The 19,770-nt window shown below is 63.9% G+C and carries 17 protein-coding genes; 8 read left to right on the top strand and 9 right to left on the bottom strand.

The window, feature by feature from the left end; genetic code table 11:
• Nucleotides 1–146: 146 nt before the first annotated feature.
• Complete coding sequence (locus tag LPW39_RS10745) at nucleotides 147–1,058, top strand: inositol monophosphatase family protein (RefSeq protein WP_230774463.1); 912 nt, start codon at nucleotides 147–149, stop codon at nucleotides 1,056–1,058.
• Between the two features lie 81 nt (nucleotides 1,059–1,139).
• Here LPW39_RS10745 and LPW39_RS10750 read toward each other — a convergent pair whose 3' ends face one another.
• Nucleotides 1,140–1,520, bottom strand: a complete 381-nt coding sequence (locus LPW39_RS10750; RefSeq protein WP_230774473.1) for an RcnB family protein — start codon at nucleotides 1,518–1,520, stop codon at nucleotides 1,140–1,142.
• 491 nt (nucleotides 1,521–2,011) lie between these two features.
• Between LPW39_RS10750 and mutS the strand changes: the two genes are divergently transcribed.
• Together mutS and LPW39_RS10760 are read left to right on the top strand one after the other, a co-directional pair.
• Complete coding sequence (mutS, locus tag LPW39_RS10755; protein WP_230774474.1) at nucleotides 2,012–4,651, top strand: DNA mismatch repair protein MutS; 2,640 nt, start codon at nucleotides 2,012–2,014, stop codon at nucleotides 4,649–4,651.
• Nucleotides 4,648–5,472: a proteasome-type protease gene (locus LPW39_RS10760; protein WP_230774476.1), complete on the top strand. Its 825-nt coding sequence runs from the start codon at nucleotides 4,648–4,650 to the stop codon at nucleotides 5,470–5,472. The genes mutS and LPW39_RS10760 overlap by 4 nt, the downstream gene beginning before the upstream one ends.
• Before the next feature lie 43 nt (nucleotides 5,473–5,515).
• On the opposite strand, the gene LPW39_RS10765 is transcribed toward LPW39_RS10760, so the two are convergent.
• On the bottom strand, nucleotides 5,516–6,316 hold the full coding sequence (locus LPW39_RS10765; RefSeq protein WP_230774478.1) for an IclR family transcriptional regulator: 801 nt from the start codon (nucleotides 6,314–6,316) through the stop codon (nucleotides 5,516–5,518).
• 213 nt (nucleotides 6,317–6,529) lie between these two features.
• On the opposite strand from LPW39_RS10765, the gene LPW39_RS10770 reads away from it, so the two are divergent.
• Nucleotides 6,530–7,465 carry a LysR family transcriptional regulator gene (locus LPW39_RS10770; protein ID WP_230774480.1) on the top strand — a complete coding sequence of 312 codons (936 nt, stop codon included), beginning with the start codon at nucleotides 6,530–6,532 and terminating at the stop codon, nucleotides 7,463–7,465.
• 94 nt (nucleotides 7,466–7,559) lie between these two features.
• Nucleotides 7,560–8,270, top strand: coding sequence for a DNA/RNA non-specific endonuclease (locus tag LPW39_RS10775; RefSeq protein WP_230774482.1), 711 nt, complete (start codon nucleotides 7,560–7,562; stop codon nucleotides 8,268–8,270).
• 77 nt (nucleotides 8,271–8,347) lie between these two features.
• On the opposite strand, the gene LPW39_RS10780 is transcribed toward LPW39_RS10775, so the two are convergent.
• From LPW39_RS10780 to LPW39_RS10790, 3 genes are all read right to left on the bottom strand, one after another.
• A complete protein-coding gene (locus tag LPW39_RS10780) occupies nucleotides 8,348–9,490 on the bottom strand; it encodes a CaiB/BaiF CoA transferase family protein (RefSeq protein WP_230774484.1) in 1,143 nt (380 codons plus the stop codon).
• Nucleotides 9,491–9,508: 18 nt separating this feature from the next.
• Nucleotides 9,509–10,435 carry a Bug family tripartite tricarboxylate transporter substrate binding protein gene (locus LPW39_RS10785; RefSeq protein WP_230775459.1) on the bottom strand — a complete coding sequence of 309 codons (927 nt, stop codon included), beginning with the start codon at nucleotides 10,433–10,435 and terminating at the stop codon, nucleotides 9,509–9,511.
• Nucleotides 10,436–10,566: 131 nt separating this feature from the next.
• Nucleotides 10,567–12,273 carry an acyl-CoA dehydrogenase family protein gene (locus tag LPW39_RS10790; RefSeq protein ID WP_230774486.1) on the bottom strand — a complete coding sequence of 569 codons (1,707 nt, stop codon included), beginning with the start codon at nucleotides 12,271–12,273 and terminating at the stop codon, nucleotides 10,567–10,569.
• A gap of 199 nt (nucleotides 12,274–12,472) precedes the next feature.
• Between LPW39_RS10790 and LPW39_RS10795 the strand changes: the two genes are divergently transcribed.
• Nucleotides 12,473–13,372 (top strand): LysR family transcriptional regulator, encoded by a 900-nt coding sequence (locus LPW39_RS10795; RefSeq protein WP_230774488.1) that lies wholly within the window; start codon nucleotides 12,473–12,475, stop codon nucleotides 13,370–13,372.
• Here LPW39_RS10795 and LPW39_RS10800 read toward each other — a convergent pair whose 3' ends face one another.
• Nucleotides 13,373–14,191, bottom strand: coding sequence for a nucleotidyltransferase domain-containing protein (locus tag LPW39_RS10800; protein WP_230774489.1), 819 nt, complete (start codon nucleotides 14,189–14,191; stop codon nucleotides 13,373–13,375).
• 208 nt (nucleotides 14,192–14,399) lie between these two features.
• Between LPW39_RS10800 and bfr the strand changes: the two genes are divergently transcribed.
• Entirely contained in the window at nucleotides 14,400–14,864 is a 465-nt protein-coding gene (bfr, locus tag LPW39_RS10805; protein WP_133858588.1) for a bacterioferritin, read from the top strand.
• Between the two features lie 100 nt (nucleotides 14,865–14,964).
• Here the strand turns inward: bfr and LPW39_RS10810 are convergent, their stop codons facing one another.
• On the bottom strand, nucleotides 14,965–15,642 hold the full coding sequence (locus tag LPW39_RS10810) for a 7-cyano-7-deazaguanine/7-aminomethyl-7-deazaguanine transporter (RefSeq protein ID WP_230774491.1): 678 nt from the start codon (nucleotides 15,640–15,642) through the stop codon (nucleotides 14,965–14,967).
• 267 nt (nucleotides 15,643–15,909) lie between these two features.
• Between LPW39_RS10810 and LPW39_RS10815 the strand changes: the two genes are divergently transcribed.
• Nucleotides 15,910–16,203, top strand: a complete 294-nt coding sequence (locus LPW39_RS10815; protein WP_208301112.1) for a hypothetical protein — start codon at nucleotides 15,910–15,912, stop codon at nucleotides 16,201–16,203.
• A gap of 279 nt (nucleotides 16,204–16,482) precedes the next feature.
• On the opposite strand, the gene LPW39_RS10820 is transcribed toward LPW39_RS10815, so the two are convergent.
• Nucleotides 16,483–16,932 carry a hypothetical protein gene (locus LPW39_RS10820; protein ID WP_230774493.1) on the bottom strand — a complete coding sequence of 150 codons (450 nt, stop codon included), beginning with the start codon at nucleotides 16,930–16,932 and terminating at the stop codon, nucleotides 16,483–16,485.
• Nucleotides 16,933–17,157: 225 nt separating this feature from the next.
• The gene (acnB, locus tag LPW39_RS10825; RefSeq protein WP_230774494.1) at nucleotides 17,158–19,743 is read right to left on the bottom strand and encodes a bifunctional aconitate hydratase 2/2-methylisocitrate dehydratase; all 2,586 of its coding nucleotides are present in this window, start codon (nucleotides 19,741–19,743) and stop codon (nucleotides 17,158–17,160) included.
• Nucleotides 19,744–19,770: the final 27 nt, after the last annotated feature.

Raw genomic sequence — 19,770 nt, forward strand, 5'->3', positions numbered from 1 at the left:
AAGGGGCATGTACCAGCGAAAAAAATCGAGCGCAGGTACAATCTAGCCCCTATTGTCGCCGCCGCATCGCCGGCCGCGATCTACCAGCCGCTCTTGCCCCAGCGTTTCGCAGCGTTTTTGCTGCCCCACTTACGCCCACACAATTTATGTCGTCCTCCTCCCTGCACCCCATGCTCAACATGGCCATCAAGGCCGCTCGCGCTGCTGGCGCCATCATCAACCGTGCCGCGCTTGACGTGGAATCGGTGCGGGTTTCGACCAAACAGGTGAACGACTTTGTGACCGAAGTGGACCAGGTCTCCGAGCAAGCGATCATCGAGACCCTGCTGACCGCCTACCCTGACCACGGCATTCTCGCCGAGGAATCGGGCAACGAATACGGCAATCCCCGCTCCAACCACATCTGGATCATTGATCCGCTGGACGGCACCACCAACTTCATCCACGGCTTCCCCGTCTACTGCGTCAGCATCGCGCTGGCCGTGAACGGCCGCATCGAGCAAGCCGTTGTCTACGACCCCACCCGCAACGACCTGTTCACCGCCACCCGGGGCCGTGGCGCGTTCCTGAACGAGCGCCGCATCCGCGTGTCCAAGCGCACCCTGCTGCGCGACACCCTGATCACCACCGGCTTCCCCTTCCGTCCAGGCGACAACTTCAAGCAGTACATGGCCATGCTGGGCGATGTGATGCAGCGCACCAGCGGCGTGCGCCGCCCTGGCGCAGCGGCACTGGACCTGGCCTATGTGGCCGCTGGTTTCAGCGATGGTTTCTTTGAAACGGGCCTGAGCATCTGGGACGTCGCAGCCGGCTCGCTGCTGGTGACCGAGGCCGGGGGCCTGGTCGGCAACTTCACCGGTGAAGCCGACTTCCTGGAGCAACGCGAAGTGCTGGCCGGCACGCCCCGCATCTACGGCCAGCTGGTGCCTATCCTGGCCAAGTACAGCAAGTTTGCCAGCGCGGGTGACAAGGCCGGCGTGCGCCAGGCCCTGAGCGACGACGGTGCCGAGCCTACTGAGGACACCCCGGCCGAGCCAGACGCCGAGCAAGCCGAGTAAATTTCCGCGCTCTCATACGACAAAGCCCGCAGGCCATGCCTGCGGGCTTTGTCTTTGGGCGATCAGGAAACCGACTGTTTATCAGTTGCCAAACACAATCTGGGCAATCACGCCAGAGGCAATGGCCACCAGCAGGTAGTCACCGCCATTCTGGATCCAGTGGTAGCCGCGCGGAGGCGAGCTCAGGCGGTGGCCGCGCCAGTCATTGACCACATAGCCATGCGCCCGGTACTGGGCCGGCACGCGCGTGCCCTTGACCCAGCGGTGGTCAGGCCCGGCACCCCGGTGGTTGCGCGCATCGGGCCGGTGCGAATCATGGCGGCGATCGGGCTGCGCATGGCCCCGGTCGTCATAGCGGTGGGAATCCTGCGGAGGGCGCGGTTGGGCATGCACGCCCGCTGCACCAGCACCCATGGTTGCCACCAAGGCAGCGACTGCGATCCGATTTGTCCATGTAGTCATTGAGGACCTCCTATCCTTGTATTGCCACAAAGCACCACTGCCTTGCTTGCGGTTCATGATGGCGCAAGCTGCAGTGCAAAGCGGTAGGAATCAGTTAGCTTTACCGAGATTTTCGAGACGCTGCGATAGGCTTTACATTCGCATCGGGGTGTTAAATCTCTTCAAAATCGGTGCAGGTATTACTTCAACTGCAGGCATCGCGGAGCGCACGTGCTGGGGCGGATCTACCTGGTGCTGCCTCATTACGCACGCGAGTGATTGCCAACTTGCCCCGCCAATTACGTTAATATGCACACCCCGCCCAGGCCCTGAGGGCCGCGGCCAGCCTTGTATGATGCGCATTGCGGCCAGAGACAGACCAGCGCATGGCGCCCTGCCCCTGGTACCACAGCGGTCAGGCCAGCCTTTACAGGCCCATGCCGGCCCCCATCACCTCTGCCATGCCAAGTTGGATTCATACCAACCGACACCAATAGATGAGTTCAAACCAAATGGAAAATCCAACGCTTACGAAAGCCGATTTTTCATCGCACACGCCCATGATGCAGCAGTACCACGCTGCAAAAGTGGAGCACCCCAACACCCTGCTGTTCTACCGCATGGGGGATTTTTACGAGCTGTTTTATGGCGATGCCGAGAAGGCCGCGCAGCTGCTCAATATCACCTTGACCCAGCGCGGCCAGTCGGCCGGCCAGCCGATTCCGATGGCGGGCGTGCCCTTCCATGCGCTGGAGAACTACCTGGGCCGCTTGCTCAAGCTCGGCGAATCGGTGGCGATCTGCGAGCAGGTGGGCGAAGTGGGGGCCAGCAAGGGGCCGGTGGAGCGCAAGGTGGTGCGCGTGGTCACGCCGGGCACGGTGACCGACAGCGAGCTGATGAGCGACAAGGCCGAGGCCATGCTGCTGGTGGTGCACCAGGCGCAGCGCGCCCGCTGTGGCCTGGCCTGGCTGAGCGTGACCCAGGGCAAGATTTTTCTGGCCGAGTGCACCCATGAAGAGCTACCCGCCTGGATTGCGCGCATTGCACCCAGCGAAGTGGCCTACAGCGCCGGTGCCTCGCAGCGCTTTGAGCAATCGTTGTACCAGCTGCGCAGCAGCGGCGTGCTGACCTGCCCGCTGGCGCTGCGCCCCGATTGGCAGTTCGACGAAAAGCTGGGCGAGCGCAAGCTGCTGGAGCAGCTGGGCGCCGCCAGCCTGCAGGCCTGGAATGCGCAGACCCTGTACGCTGCCCATGCGGCCGCTGGCGCGCTGCTGACCTATGCCGAGCACACCCAGGGCCGCAACCTGCCCCATGTGCAGACCATCCATGTGGTGCGCGACGATGCGCTGATCGACCTGCCGGCGACCACGCGCCGCAACCTGGAACTGGTCAAGACCTTGCGCGGTGAGGACGGCCCGACCTTGTTCTCGCTGATCGATACCTGCCAGACCGGCATGGGCAGCCGCCTGCTCAAGAGCTGGTTGCTTGAACCCAGCCGCGACCGCAGCGATGCCCGTGCGCGCCTGGGCGCCATCAGCGTGCTGCGCGGCGACAGCGACACGCTCTCAGCCGCACCCTGGCAGATTCTGCGCACCGAGCTCAAGGGCGTCTCCGATGTGGAGCGCATCACCGCCCGCATTGCGCTGCGCCAGGTGCGCCCGCGTGAGCTGGTGGCACTGGGTTTGACCTTGCAAAAGGCGCAGCAGCTGGCGCGCAATGCCGCCGCACCTGCGCCCTTGCTGGGCGAGATTTTTGAAGCGCTGCAGCCGCCTTTGGATGCGATGGAACTGCTGATCCGCGCCATCGACCCCGAGCCCGCTGCACTGGTGCGCGATGGCGGCGTGGTCGCCAATGGTTTTGACAGCGAGCTGGACGAGCTGCGCGCCATCCAGACCAATTGCGATGCCTTCTTGCTGGACCTGGAGACGCGCGAGAAAGCGCGCACCGGTATCAGCAACCTGCGCGTGCAGTTCAACAAGGTGCATGGCTTTTATATCGAGGTCACCAGCAGCCACAGGGACAAGGTGCCCGACGACTACCGCCGCCGCCAGACCTTGAAGAACGCCGAGCGCTTTATCACGCCCGAACTCAAGACCTTTGAGGACAAGGCGCTGTCGGCCCAGGAACGCGCCCTGCAGCGCGAGAAATGGCTGTACGAGCAAGTGCTGGACCAGCTGCAGCCGCATGTCAGCGCGCTGACCCGCGTGGGCCAGGCGATTGCATCGCTGGATGCGCTGTGTGCGCTGGCCGAGCGCTCGCTGACCCTCAACTGGTGCGCCCCGCAGTTTGTGCCCGAGCCCTGCATCGACATCGATGCGGGCCGCCACCCGGTGGTGGAAGCACGGCTGGCCGAGACCTCCAACGCCTCGTTCATCGCCAACAACACGCGGCTGTCGAGCCTGCAGCGCCTGCAGATCATCACCGGCCCCAACATGGGCGGTAAATCGACCTATATGCGCCAGGTGGCGCTGATTGCGCTGCTGGCCAGCATGGGCAGCTATGTGCCCGCCACACGCTGCCTGCTGGGGCCGATCGATGCGATCCACACCCGCATCGGCGCGGCCGATGACCTGGCGAATGCCCAATCCACCTTCATGCTGGAGATGACCGAGGCCGCGCAGATTCTGCACGCCGCCACGCCCTACAGCCTGGTGCTGATGGACGAGATTGGCCGGGGCACCAGCACCTTTGACGGCCTGGCGCTGGCCAGCGGCATTGCCACGCATCTGCATGACAAGACCAAGGCGCTGGCCTTGTTCGCCACCCATTATTTTGAGCTGACCGCGCTGCCGGCCAAGGCCAAACATGCGATCAACATGCATGTGGCCGCGACCGAAGCGGGCAGCGACATTGTGTTTTTGCACGAGCTGCAACCGGGCCCGGCCAGCCGCAGCTATGGCGTGCAGGTGGCCAAGCTTGCCGGCATGCCGGCGCCCGTGCTCAGCCATGCCCGCCATGCGCTGGCCGCGCTGGAATCGCGCCAGCAGGCAGGCGACTCCCAGGTGGACCTGTTTGCCCAACCAGCCTCGGCCGAAACCGCAACACCCAGCGCCGTCGAGGCGCAACTGCGCGAGCTGCAGCCGGACACGTTGACACCGCGCGACGCACTCGATCTACTGTATTCACTCAAGCGACTCGCTGACAAGTCATGACCTATTGTGTAGCCATCAAGCTGAACGCCGGCCTGGTGTTCCTCTCCGACTCCCGCACCAATGCGGGCCTGGACCATATCAGCACCTTCCGCAAGATGATGGTGTATGAGAAGCGCGGCGAGCGCTTCATGGTGCTGCTGTCTGCCGGCAATCTGTCGATCTCGCAATCGGTGCGCGAGATTTTGCAGACCCAGCAGCTCGAAGACGAGAACGGCGGACCACCCATCACCATCTGGAACGCCAAGAGCATGTTCGATGCCACCCGCGTGCTGGGTGCCGCCGTGCGCCATATCCAGGAGCGCGACGGCAAGGCATTGGAGCGCGCGGGTGTGGACTTCAACTGCAGCCTGGTGTTTGGCGGCCAGATCGCCGGCGAGAGCCCGCGCCTGTTCCAGGTCTACTCAGCCGGCAACTTTATCGAGGCCACGGCCGAGACACCCTACTTCCAGATCGGCGAGGCCAAGTACGGCAAGCCCGTGCTGGACCGCGTACTGACCCCCACCACGCCCCTCAACGAAGCGGCCAAGTGTGCGCTGGTCTCCATGGACAGCACGCTCAAATCCAACCTGTCGGTGGGCCTGCCGCTGGACCTGGTGGTTTATGACACCGACGAACTGGCCTGCGACAACATCGCCTGCATCGACGAGTTCAACCAGTACTTCCGCATGGTGCGCAACACCTGGGGCGACAAGCTGCGCCAGGCCTTTGACAGCATCGAAGACCCGCACTGGGACAGCGGCGACAACGCAGCGTCAATCCAGCCGGACAGCAGCGCCATTCGGCCGGTCAAAAAGATCACCAACTCCAACGTGATGCTCTAAAGTGCTGCGGCAGCGCGGGCTCACCAGAGCCCAGCGCTGCCGCTCAGGCGTGCACCAGGTTCGGGTTCTGCGCCAGCTGCTGGGCAATCGCGCGGCAGGTGCGCAGCAGCGGCTGGATGTAGGCGGCCTGCACATCTTCACGCTGGCGGAACAGCAAGGTGCTGACGCTGATGGCAGCCACGGGGCTGCCGTCCGGCCCCAGCACTGCGGCGCCAAAGCAGTAAATGCCCTCTTCATTCTCTTGCGCATCGGTGGACCAGCCGCGCAGGCGCACCTCGTCCACCTGGCGTTGCAGCGCCTGCGCATCGCCCACGGTCTGCGCCGTCAGCGGCGCATAGCCCAGCTCGGCCATCAGCGCACTGGCATCGGCAGGCGGCAGTGCGGCCAGGTAGGCCTTGCCGACGGCGGTGGAATAGAGGTTGACGCTGGTGCCAATGCGCGATGACATCTGCACGGCACTGTCGCTCTCCAGCTTTTCGATATAGACCATGCTGTGGCCCGAGGGCACGGCGAAATGGATGGTCTCCTGCGTGGCATCGCGCAGATCACGCAGCGCCTGCGTTGCGGCCATGCGCAGTCCCGAGCGGCTCCAACTGCGGCTGGCCAGTTGCACCAGGCGCGGGCCCAAGGTCCAGCAGCGCGTGGTCCCCACTTCTACCAGCATGCGCTCGGCCTGCAGCGCCGCCACAATGCGGTGCACCGTCGGGCGCGGAAAACCCGTCGCCTTGGCCATCTCGGCAATGCCCAGGGGCTCGCTGCCATCTGCCACCAATTGCAGCACGCGCATGAACTTGGAAAACGCTGCCGTGCCGGCAACACTGCTTTCAGAAGACGAAGTAGCCATGTTTGCATCCCATACTGCGCCGTAGCATACCCCAGCGCAGGGGGGTTAGCGGTCGCCAGCCGCATGCACAGCGCGGTATCCTGCCATGTGAGGGGTACAGAGACCAAAGCATTCTTCTTTTCCATAGGAATGCGGCTCGATCCCTTCAACGGCAATGCCTTCCGAATGATCACTACGGAAAATCCATAGCCACTATCGCGGCAGCCCGCTACCATGTCGCATCCCCCACGATCCAGTTTCCGCTCTGCCATGCGCTTTGACCTGCAAGACCTGCGCCTATTTGTCCATACCCTGGAGTCCGGCACCATCACCCAGGGGGCCGAGCGCTGCCATATCACCTTGGCATCGGCCAGCGAGCGCATCCGGGGCATGGAGACGGTGCTGGGCGCGCCCTTGCTCCACCGCAGCAAGCGTGGGGTCACAGCGACCGAAGCGGGTGCCGTGCTGCTGCCCCATGCGCGCCGCATGCTGCTGCAGATGGAGCAGCTGGCCGGCGACATGCAGGCCTTTGGCCAGGGCCTGGGCACGCGCATCGAGCTGCTGGCCAATACCTCGGCGATCAGCGAGCATTTGATTGCACCCTTGGGCGCCTTTATGCAGGCCAACCCGCAGCTGCGCCTGGAGCTGCGCGAATGCACCAGCGATGCGATTGCCCGCGCGCTGATGGCCGGTGAAGCCGATATGGGTGTGCTCTCCAACGCCGTGCCTGCGGGCAGCCTGCACACCCAGGTCTGGCGCGATGACCCGCTGGTGCTGCTGGGCCCGACGCGGCTCTTGGCCGCCCTGCCCCAGGATGTGCAGCTGAACCACCTCAAGGACATTGCGCTGCTCGGCCTGCTGCCCCAGCATGCGCTGCACCAGTTGATGGCCGCGCAGGCGCTGCAGGCAGGGGTCGCCCTGCGCTACCGCGCACTGGCCCCGCACCTGGAAGCCCTGTGCGACTGGGTCGCCATGGGCCTGGGCGCTGCGCTGGTGCCGCGCACTGCAGCCGAATGCGCCACCCTGCGCTGGCCCCAGGCCCGGCTGCGCCTGCGGCCGCTGAGCGTCGACTGGGCCGCGCGCCAGTTGGTGCTGGCCTGCCGCGACCCGGCCCAGCTGCCGCCCCAGGCGCTGCAGCTATGGACGTTTTTGCAAGAAGCAGCGCATTAACTGCCAGCAAGCAACGCAGCCAAGCCCCGCATAGCCGACGGCCTGCCCGGCCTTTGCGCCCGGCGGGCCGATCTTGTGCAACACTTGCGCGCTTATGTTTTCTCGCCTCTCTGTTTACCTGGCGCCAGTGCTGCTGTGCGCCGCCGCCCCTGCCCTGGCTGCAGGCTTTGATGACTGCCCCCAGTTCTTCTCGGGCAAGCCGCCCAGCACCAACGCCTACGGCCAGTTGCGCCCGCTGTGTTTTGAAGAGTTTGCGGTGCTGCACTCGGGCCAGACCAAGACGCCGATCTTTGTGGCCCAGCGCCTGAACGCCCGCATGCTGGAGCAGGCCAAGGACTTGAAGCGCAGCGACAAGTTCTACCCTGAAGCGCGCCTGCCCGAGCGCGAACGCGCCCAGCTGTCGGACTACAAGCGCTCCGGCCTCAGCCGTGGCCATATGGCGGCCGCTGGTGACATGAGCACCAAGTTCGGCAAGGCCCAAAGCTATTCGCTGGCCAATATGGTGCCGCAGAACCCGACCCAGAACGGCAAGCCCTGGTCGCAGATCGAGCAGGACACGCGCCGCTATATCCGCCGCGCCAAGGGCGATGTCTTTGTCATCACCGGCCCGGTGTTTGGCAAGCAGCAGCGCACCATTGGCGAAGGCCAGGTCTGGGTGCCTGATGCCGTGTTCAAGATGGTCTACGACCCGGCCACCGGCCAGCGCTGGGTGCATCTGCAGGACAACCAGCCATCGGCCAAGGCCGGCAAGCCCCTGAGCTACGAGGAGTTTGTGCAGCGCACGGGCATTCGTCTGCTGGACTGAGCACCGCCCTCCCACCCACAAAAAGGCCCATGCTGCAGTGCGCAGGCATGGGCCATTTTTGGGGTTGACGGTGCAGATCAGTGGTCGTTGGCGGCATCCAGGAACGCGGTGCCTTCGGTCAGCGGCGCAAAGCGGTAAGACGCAGGGGTGCGGCTCAGCTTGACCGGGGCGCCCAGGCCGGTGTAGTCGCCCATCTTCACAACCATCTCGCGGTGCGCGGTGTGCGGGGCTTGCAAGGCCTGCTCCACATTCAGCACCGGCGCGGCGGGCACGCCGATGGCCATCAGGTCTTCGGCCAGCTGCACGCCATCATGCGCGGCAAAGGCTTGTTCGAGCAGCGGCTTGAGCACATCGCGGTTGACCGAGCGCTGGCCGGCGGTGGCAAAGCGGCTGTCGTCAGCCAGGGCTTCCTGCCCCAGGTGCTGGCACATCAGGCGGAACTGGCGGTCATTGCCCACGGCCAGAAAGATCGGCGCCTTGCCGGTGTTCACGACATCGTAGGGGTAGATGTTGGGGTGGGCATTGCCGGAGCGGCCGGGGATCTTGCCGTTCATGAACCAGTTGGCGGCATGCGGGTGCAAGAGCGAGATACCCGCGTCATACAGCGAGGCATCGACCAGTTGGCCCAGGCCGCTGCGGCCGCGCTCATGCAGCGCCAGCAGCACGCCGATGACGGCATTGAGGCCGGTGACCATGTCGACCACGGGCAGGCCCACACGCAGCGGATCGCGATCGGCTTCGCCGTTGATGCTCATCAGCCCGGCCATGGCCTGGATGGCGGCGTCATAACCGGGCAGGCTGCCCAGCGGGCCATCGGCACCAAAGCCGGTGACACGGCACCAGACCAGGTGCGGAAACTGCTGCTGCATCTGCTCGTAGCCAATGCCCCATTTCTCCATCGTGCCGGTCTTGAAGTTCTCGACCACCACATCGGCCTGCGCCATCAAAGCGCGCACCTGGGCCTGGCCTTCGGCGCTGGCCAGGTCCATGAACTGCACACGCTTGTTGCGGTTGAGCCCCAGGTAGTACGAGGCCACGCCATCGCGGAACGGCGGGCCCCAGCTGCGCGTGTCGTCGCCTTGCGGCGGCTCGACCTTGAGCACATCGGCGCCATGGTCGCCCAGGATCTGGCCGCACAGCGGCCCGCCCAGAATGCGCGAGAGATCGAGCACCTTGATGCCCTGCAAAGCGCCAACATTGGTCGCCTGTGTTGTTGTCATGGTCCGTTTTCCGATTGGTCAGTCCAGCGTCACACCCGACTGCTGAACCACTGCCTGCCATTTGTCCACTTCAGTGGCGATGAAGCGCCCCAGGTAGGCAGGCGAGCGATCGGGCGATGCCTCCAGGCCCTGCGCGGCAAAGGCCTTTTTCACACTGTCCGAATCCAGCGCCTTGGAGAAGGCCTGGTTGAGCACCTGCACGCGCTCGGGCGGCGTGCCCTTGGGGGCCACAACACCGAAGAAGACACTCACGTCATACCCGGCCATGCCCTGCTCGGCCACGGTGGGGATGTCGGGCAAGGCGCTGGAGCGGCGCGCGGTGGCCACCCCCAGCGGCTTGACCTTGCCAGCCTTGATATAGGGCATGGCCGTGAGGATATCCGTAAAGCTCATGTCGACCTGTCCCGCCAGCAAATCATTGAGCGCCGGGCCCGTGCCCTTGTAGGGGATGTGCTGCAGCTTGGTGCCGGCCAGGTTGTTGAACATGACCCCGGCCAGGTGCGATGAAGCGCCATTGCCCGATGACGCGAAATTGAGCTTGCCGGGATGGGCCTTGTCCAGCGCGATCAAGCCTTGCACGTTGTCGGCCGGCAGGCTGGCCTTCACCACCAGGATATTGGGCAGGTAGCCCACATAGATGACGGGCGCGTAGCTGGTGCGCGGGTCGTAGCTGATGGACTTATACAGGCTCTTGTTGATCGCCAGCGGGCCCGAGGTGCCGAACATGATGGTGTAGCCATCGGGCTTGGCGCGCGCCACATACTCGGCGCCGATATTGCCGCCAGCGCCTGCGCGGTTCTCCACCACCACGCTCTGGCCCAGCTCGCGCGTCAGCTCTGTCGCCAGAATGCGGGCCATCGCATCGGTGGGGCCACCGGGTGGGAAGGGCACGGTGAACATGATCGGGCGGTCGGGAAATTTCTCAGCGGCCTGCGCCGATGCCATACCTAACCCGGACAGGCAAGCGAGGGCGATTGCCGCCGCGTTCAAGGAAAATTTTTGCATTTTGTCTCCATGTATTGAGGGATGCAGGTCTGCTGCCTGCTTGTTAAGGGGTGTCTCTGCCGGTCTGCGAATCAGGCCAGCCAATCCTGCGGAATGGCCTCGCTGGCCAGCGGATCGCGCGGCAGCACCCGGTGCAGCAGCACCAGTTGCGACAGGCGCAGGCGCTCGGCCGATGCGATCTGGCCGGCTTCCCAGGCCATCGCAATGGCAGTGGTGCAGTTGTACAGACCGGTGGCGGCCTGGCGGGCCAGCACCGCGCCGCCGTCTTGCGCGGCATGCTCGGCCAGCGCACTGGCGCGGGCCAATGCGGCATCCAAGGCCTGGCGGTAGCCTGCGCTGATACGGCAGTCTGCCAGCAGGCCTTGCAGATAGGCCTGCAGCACCGGCAGCGAGCCTTCGCGCTGGATGGCGCGCACGACATCGAGCGCGACGATATTGCTGGTGCCTTCCCAGATGGAGCCCAGGTGGGCATCGCGCACCAGGCGCGGGTCGGTCCATTCCTCGATATAGCCGCAGCCGCCGCGCACTTCCATCGCGTCGCCCGTCACCTTGCGCGCATCGCGGCAGGCGCGGAACTTGATCATCGGCGTGAGGATGCGCAGCAGCGCATAGGCCTCCTTGTCACCCGCGTCCGAGCGCATCAGGGTCTGCGCGGTCTGGAACACCATCGAGCGCGCCTGCTCGGCGGGCACGCGCAGCTTGTCCAGCTGGCGCTGCATCAGCGGCATATCCTGCAGGCGCTTGCCAAAGGCCACGCGCTCGCTGGCCACAAACTCGGCCTCGGCGACAGCGCGGCGCATCATGCCGGCCGAGCGCACGCCGTTGGACAGGCGCGAGTTGTTGACCATATCGGCCATCTGCACAAAGCCCCGGCCCTGCTCGCCGATGAGGTAGGCAATAGCGCCTTCCATGCGGATCTCGCCGCTGGCCATCGACTTGGTGCCCAGCTTGTCCTTGAGGCGAATGATGCGGTAGTGGTTCTGGCTGCCGTCGTCCAGCTTGCGGGGCAGCAGGAACAGCGAGATGCCCTTCATGCCAGCGGGCGCGCCTTCCACACGGGCCAGCACCATCGCAAACTCGGCATCAGGGTTGGAGCAGAACCACTTGTCGCCCGTCACCCGCCAGCTGCCATCGGCCTGCGGCTGGGCCAGTGTCTGGGTATTGGAGATGTCGGAGCCGGCGGCCTGCTCGGTCATGAACATGGCACCCTGGGCCTGGCTGTCCCAGTCCAGCGACAGCAGCTGCGGCAGGTACTTGGCGACCAGCTCCGGCGCACCGAATTTCTTCAACGTGCGGGTCAGCGAGTCGGTCATCGACAAGGGGCAGCACAGACCAAACTCGGACTGCACGAACAGGTAGGTCAGCGCATATTTGACGATGGGCGGCATCTTGCCCTGCCAGCCCAGCATGTCGTCACGGTGCGAGATCGCCTGCAGCCCGAATTCGCCATAGGCGATGCGCTCCAGCTCTTCATAGGCCGGGTGCTTGATGATGCGCTGGCGGTCTTCACCGGCGCGGCTGCGGTGCTCCAGCGTGGGCGGGTTCTTGTCGGCGATGCTGGCCAGTTCGTCGATGCGGCCGCCGGCCAGCTCGCCCATGCGTTGCAGATAGGGCTGCAGATGGGCCAGCAGATCGGCGGGCAGGTAAAGCTGCAAGAGCTGCTGCAAAGCCGGGTCGGTGCTGTAGAAATTGCTGCCGTGGCGATCGGGCACGGGGTGGTCATGGGCTTGTGCCACCTGCGCCATGGCGCTGCGCTGGGATGGGTCCGGTGCGGACATGCGGGTCTCCTGATGGCGGGGCTGGCAGCGAGGTGCTCGGGGAGGGACTGCGCTGCCGGCCCGCGTGGTTACGCGTGTTTTCTGCGTGGGTTCGCGCTCTGGTCGCGAGGTTTTGCGCCATTTCAGCAGCCGCTGCTATTCGCGTCAAATATTATTAAAATCTTTATCGATACGTATTAAATATAGTTAGGAGCACCCCATGGAGCTGCGGCTGCTGAACTACTTCGCAACCCTGGCCGAAGAGCTGCACTTCAGCCGTGCGGCCCAGCGCCTGTCCATCTCGCAGCCGCCGCTGTCGGTCGCCATCCGCCAGCTGGAGGAAGAAATCGGTGCCGCGCTGTTTGAGCGCAGCAGCAAGGGCGTGCGCCTGACCGCCGCCGGCGCCCACCTGCTGCCACGCGCGCGCCAGCTGCTGGCGCTGGCCGGGCAGGCGGTGCAGGAGACGCGGGATGTGGGCCAGGGCGTCAGCGGTCATCTGCGCCTGGGCTTTGTCGGCTCAGCGCTGTACCGGGGCGTGCCCCAGGCGCTGGACCATTTTCAGAGCGCGCATCCGCAGGTGCGCATCGACATGCGCGAGCTCAACAGCGCCGAGCAGCTGCTGGGCCTGCAGCAGGCCGAGCTGGACATGGGCCTGGTGCATTCGGTGATGCTGCCCGAAGGCCTGCGCAGCCAGCTGCTGATGCAGGAGCCCTTTGTGGCCTGCCTGCCGCGCCAGCATGCGCTGGCCAGCCATGCGGTGCTGGATTTGGCGCAGCTCAAGCACGAGCGCCTGGTGCTGTTCTCCAGCGCCGTCTCTCCGCTCTACCACCAGCGCATCTACCAGATGTGCATGGCCCATGGCTTTGCGCCCGAGGTGCGGCACGAGGTGCGGCACTGGTTGTCGGTGCTGTCGCTGGTGTCACTGGGCCAGGGCTCGGCCATTGTGCCGGCCGCACTGCAGCGCGTGGGCATGCCCGGTGTGGTGTTCATACCGCTGCTGGGCGAGCAGCCGCAGTCCGAGCTGCTCGCCGTCTGGCGCAGCCAGCCGGACAACCCGCTGGTGCACAAGCTGCTGCTCAGCTTGCAATCGGCCGTGCAGGCGGTGGCGCAAGGCGCTTGATCAAGCGGTATGGCCGCTCAGCACGGTGCGCAGCAGCAAGTCATCAAGCGGCGCAAAGTCCACACTCGGCGTCTGCGGCACGGGGGCGGCCTCCAGCTGCGCCAAGGTGGTCTCGATAAAGGCATTGAGCACTGGCATTGCGGGGCCATGCTCGGACTCGTTGGCCGCGCGCTTGACCACCAGCAGTGCCGCAATCGCGTCGCGCACGGCCGGGTCGACGACGGTGCCATCGACCAGGTCCTGGAAGCGCATCGGCGCCACGCCCCGGCCTTCGGACACCCACAGGCAGGCCAGCAGCGGGCGCAGCACATAGAGGTATTTCTTGAACCGCACCGTCTCGCCCTTCAGGTACTCGCGGTAGTTTTTGCGCGCCATGTGCAGGTAGTGGTAGTGCGTGCGTTCGGGCAGGTGCACGCACTCGATGGCCGCTCGCATGTCGGCAACAAACAGCGGATCGGCCTGGTAGACCACGGGCGAATCAAACCATTCGATCAAGGTGGCATTGCCCTTTTTGAGCAGGCCCAACGCCTTGCGCAGCTCCCAGCCGTTGACATCGAAGACATCGGAGATGGGCAGCTCGATCACATCGCGCTGCTCGCTGACGCTCAGGTACCAAGGCAGGCGCGGCGCGTAGATAAAGCGCACATCGTAGTCACTGTCGGGCGATGCAAAACCCCAGCCCCGGCTGCCGGACTCGCAGGCAAACAGGATGCGCACCTGGTGCTCAATCTCGATCTGCGCCAGCTTGGCTTCGATATCGGCGCGCACCGCCGGGTCAATGGGGTGCACTTGCGCTTGCCAGGCTTCGGATGGGTTCATGTTGCTCCCTTCAAAACCTCTGATCTTGCCAGAACTATCGCGGCCCATTCCCTGGCCGCGTCTGCGCTGGGCGCATAGGCAATGCGAATGCATCTGCTTACAGCCCGCATCCAGAGCGGTGCCACATGGGCATTTGGCTGCTTTCGCAACCAAGGCCACACAGACACGCGATACTGCAGGCTTCGCAAACTTTACCGAGAACAAGAACATGCAAGGCCATCCCGACGTTGTCGATTACCTCAAGGACCTGCTGCGTGGCGAATTGGCCGCACGCGACCAGTACTTTGCCCACTCGCGCATTTACGAAGACCAGGGCTTTACCAAGCTGTTCACCCGCCTGGACCATGAGATGCAGGAAGAAACCCAGCACGCCGATGCGCTGCTGCGCCGCATCCTGATGCTCGGTGGCCGCCCCGATATGCGCCCCAAGGAATTCACGCCCGGCGCCACCGTGCCCGAGATGCTGCAAAAGGACCTGGACACCGAATACGAAGTACGCGCCGGCCTGCGCCAGGGCATGGAACTGTGCGAGAAGCACAGCGACTATGTGAGCCGCGACATTCTGCTGGCCCAGCTGCGCGACACTGAAGAAGACCATGCCTACTGGCTGGAAAAGCAGCTCAGCCTGATCAACATGATGGGACTGCCCAACTACCTGCAAAGCCAGACCTGAAGCTGAGCAGCGCCCAAGCAAAAGGCCGCCAGATTTGATTCTGGCGGCCTTTTGCTTGGCGAGCATCCCGTCAGCCCCTCGGCCCAACGGATGTGCCGGGTCAGGGCGCAGCCGTCGCTGCCGTCGGCATGCGCATCGAACGCACCAGGGCGGCCAGCACCACGCCATAGGCGGGCACAAACAGCAGCAGGCTCACCGCCAGCTTGATGACATAGTCCACCAGCGCGATCTCGACCCAGTTGGCGGCCATGAAGGGGTCGGCACTGCGCCAGAAGGCGATGGAGAAAAAGGCGGCGGTATCGAGCGCCTGGCCAAACACCGAGGCGGCAGCGGGCGCCATCCACCAGGCATGGCTCTTTTGGCGGATGCGGTCAAACACCTGGATATCGAGCAGCTGGCCCAGCACATAGGCGGCAAAGCTGGCCAGCGCAATGCGGAACACAAAGCTGTTGAAGGTCTGCAGGGCCTCCCAGCCGTTGAAGCGCCCTTCATGGAAGATGACGCCAACGATATATGACACCAGCAACGCTGGCAGCATGGCCCGGGTGATGACGCGGCGCGCCTCGGCCTTGCCAATCAGACGCACGGTCAGGTCCGTCGCCAGGAAGATAAAGGGAAAGCTGAAGGCCCCCCAGGTGCTGTGAAAACCAAACAGCGAGATGGGCAGCTGCACCAGGTAGTTGCTGGCAATGACGATGGCGATATGGAAGGCCACCAGCACGGAGAGATAGAAAGGCACGCGCGACACAGGGGTCTGCACGGCATGAGCGGAGTTCATGACATTCCTTTTTGGTCAATGGGGGCGAGGGAACCCATGGCTACGAAAAAATGGCCTGCGCACAAAAAGGTATGCAGGCACAAGGGGCCCGTATTGTATACGCGCTGCGCAAAACCGGCCTGGCCGAAGGTGCAATGCCCGAGCCGCGAGAGATAGCCGCGCGTGCCTGTCTGGCCACAGCGGTGCATAGGCCAATGATAAAAAACTGTACAAATAAACAGTTAGCAGAGATACTAAGCACTGTTTATTTAAACAGTCATCTAATCTATGGAAGTCTCTACCCCGATCGCCATCAGCCTGCAGGATTGCCACGGCATTGATCCCGCCCTCAAGCACCGCGCGGAAGCGCGCTTTGCCAGAGAGATCGGCAAGTTTTTCCCCGATGAACAAGACATGCTGGAGGCCCTGAGCGCCTACACCGATGCCGCTGAAGGCGGTGAGATCTCTGCGCAGCAAGAAGTGCTGGCACGCGCCTGGCTCAAGGCCTTTGACAAGGCCCGGCAGGCGGGTTTTCAGGGGATTGGCGTGGAGGAAGCGTACTTCGACGTGCGCCTGGGCTAGGGACCCTCTACAAAACTCCCTGCCGTGGTCTGAACGCGGGCTCGGGCGATCCGCTGCGTTGTCTTCCTTGTCAATAGCTCGCTATTGACTGCAAAAGACGCCTTGCGTCTCATCCCGATCCGCGTCCATCCCGCTTGGCGAGGGTTTTGCAGAGGATCCCTTGGCGACGCGGCCCTGGCGGCCTGGGCAGATCCATCTCAAAGATGGCTGCCAGCCATCAGGGTCCGGGAGTCGAGTAAAGCCAGAGCGCGCTTGGGCGCCCTGCCCGCTGTGCGTTGATCAGCGTGCGCAGCTGAGCGATTCTCGCCAGCTGGGCTCGCTCACCATGCGTTTTTGCGACTGCAAGGTGTCGCGGCAGAGGTTTTCCAGGGTGCTGCGGTTGCCCGGGTCGTTCCAGTCCCAGGGGCTGGTGCCGGCCAAGGCCTGCGCTTGCTGCGCACGCGGGCTCTGGCTGCGCACATCCTGCTCGATGCCCTGGTGTGCGGCCAGAAAATCGGCGCTGCTCTGGGCAATCTCTTCGGGCACCAAGAAACCCGAGCTTTCGCAGCGCTGCACCTGGTACCAGTTGTTCAACGCATACATCACGGCGCCGTCACAAGGCGTCGCCTGCGCAGTCGTCACCTCGGCAGCGGCGGCGCTGTCCGTGGCACCACTCTGCACTTGCGCCAGGCTGGCACTGGCCATCACTCCAGGCACCAGCAGCGCCACCACATATTTCCACATCTTCATCGGACTCATTTCTCCAGTCGGGCATTTCAAAACTTGGGCGAATAAACCTGGCATGCCAGGCCTGCAGACGCACAGGCGTCAGCCTGCGGCCAGCGAACATTGTGCATACCTCCGTTTTTTTTGCACGGGGCAGCACGCAAAACCTAGATACATGGCATAAAAAAAACCCGCCGAAGCGGGTTGGAAGGGCAGAGGCTGCAAACCCCTGCACTTGGGCCAAAAGGCTTAGATCTTCTCGGCCACCTCGGCGTATTCCGAGATTTCGTTGAAGTTCATGTAGCGGTAGACGGAGGCCTTGTCGGCATCGATCACGCCCATTTCCTTCAGGTACTCTTCCTTGGTCGGCAGCTTGCCGATGCGCGATGCGATCGCGGCCAGCTCGGCAGAGCCCAGGAACACATTGGTGTTCTTGCCCAGACGGTTGGGGAAGTTGCGGGTCGAGGTCGAGATCACCGTGGCGCCTTCGCGCACCTGGGCCTGGTTGCCCATGCACAGCGAGCAGCCGGGCATTTCGGTACGGGCACCAGCGGTACCAAAGGCGGCGTAGTGGCCTTCCTTGATCAGTTCGCTCTGGTCCATCTTGGTGGGCGGTGCCACCCACAGCTTGACAGGGATATCACGCTGGCCGCCCAGCAGCTTGGCTGCAGCACGGAAGTGGCCGATGTTGGTCATGCACGAACCGATGAAGGCTTCATCGATCTTGGTGCCGGCCACTTCGGACAGGAACTTGGCGTCATCCGGATCGTTCGGGCAGCAGACGATTGGCTCCTTGATGTCGGCCAGATCGATCTCGATGATGTGCGCGTACTCGGCGTCCTTGTCGGCTTCGAGCAGGTCGGGCTTGGCCAGCCAGGCTTCGACCTTCTCGATACGGCGCTGCAGGGTCTTGGCATCGGCATAACCGTCGGCGATCATGTTCTTCATCAGAACGATGTTCGAGGTCAGGTATTCCTTGATCGGCTCGGGGTTGAGCTTGATCGTGCAACCAGCGGCAGAGCGCTCGGCCGAGGCGTCGGACAGCTCGAATGCTTGCTCGACCTTCAGGTCTGGCAGGCCTTCGATTTCCAGAATGCGGCCGGAGAACTCGTTGATCTTGCCGGCCTTGGCCACGGTCAGCAGACCGGCCTTGATCGCGTACAGCGGAATCGCGTGCACCAGATCGCGCAGGGTCACGCCAGGCTGCATTTCGCCCTTGAAGCGCACCAGCACCGATTCAGGCATGTCCAGCGGCATCACGCCGGTAGCAGCACCGAAGGCCACCAGGCCCGAGCCTGCGGGGAAGGAGATACCGATCGGGAAACGGGTGTGCGAGTCACCACCGGTGCCGACGGTGTCAGGCAGCAGCAGGCGGTTGAGCCAGCTGTGGATCACGCCGTCACCAGGACGCAGGGCCACGCCGCCACGGTTGCTGATGAACTGGGGCAGTTCGCGGTGGGTCTTCACGTCCACCGACTTGGGGTAGGCGGCCGTGTGGCAGAAGGACTGCATCACCATGTCGGCGGAGAAGCCCAGGCAAGCCAGGTCCTTCAGCTCGTCACGGGTCATTGGGCCGGTGGTGTCTTGCGAGCCCACGGTGGTCATGCGCGGCTCGCAGTAGGTACCAGGGCGCACGCCCTGGCCTTCCGGCAGACCGACAGCGCGGCCGACCATCTTTTGCGCCAGGGTGAAACCGGCCTTGGATTCGGCAGGCGCCTGGGGCAGGCGGAACACGGTGGATGCGGGCAGGCCCAGCGCTTCACGCGCCTTGGCGGTCAGCGAGCGGCCTATGATCAGGTTGATACGGCCACCGGCTTGCACTTCGTCCAGCAGCACATCGCTCTTGAGCGAGAACTCGGCAATGGTCTCGCCGTTCTTGACGATCTTGCCGTCGTAGGGCAGCACGTCGATGACGTCGCCCATCTCCAGCTTGGAGACGTCCACTTCGATTGGCAGCGCGCCCGAGTCTTCTTGCGTGTTGAAGAAGATGGGAGCGATCTTGCCGCCCAAAGTGACACCACCAAAGCGCTTGTTGGGCACGAAAGGAATGTCGACGCCCGTGCCCCAGATGATGGAGTTGGTTGCGGACTTGCGCGAAGAACCGGTGCCGACGACGTCGCCGACGTAGGCGACCAGGTGGCCCTTTTTCTTCAGGTCCTCGATGAACTGCATCGGGCCGCGCTTGCCGTCTTCCTCGGGCTTGAAGGCCGCGTCAGGGCGCGTGTTCTTCAGCATGGCCAGGTAGTGCAGAGGAATGTCGGGACGGCTCCAGGCGTCTGGTGCAGGCGACAGGTCGTCGGTATTGGTCTCACCGGGCACCTTGAACACGGTGACGGTGATCTTCTTCTCGACTTCGGGACGCGACGTGAACCACTCGGCATCGGCCCAGCTTTGCATCACTTCCTTGGCCTTGGCATTGCCGGCCTTGGCCTTGTCAGCGACGTCATTGAAGAAGTCGAACATCAACAGCGTCTTCTTGAGCGCATCGGCAGCCACGGCGGCCACGTCTGCGTCATCGAGCAGCTCGATCAGCGGATGAACGTTGTAACCACCTACCATGGTGCCCAGCAGCTCGGTGGCCTTGGCCTTCGAGATCAGCGCCACTTTCAGGTCGCCATGTGCCACGGCAGCCAGGAAGGAAGCCTTGACCTTGGCGGCATCGTCCACGCCTGGCGGCACGCGGTGGGTCAGCAGATCGAGCAGAAATGCTTCTTCACCGGCAGGCGGGTTCTTGATCAGTTCGATCAAGTCAGCGACCTGCTTGGCATCCAGCGGCAGTGGGGGGATGCCCAGAGCGGCACGCTCAGTCACATGGTCGCGGTAGGCTTTCAACATACGTTCTCCGGTTCTCTATTTCAATGG

The organism is Comamonas koreensis (genome assembly GCF_021026195.1).
GTDB lineage: Bacteria > Pseudomonadota > Gammaproteobacteria > Burkholderiales > Burkholderiaceae_C > Comamonas > Comamonas koreensis.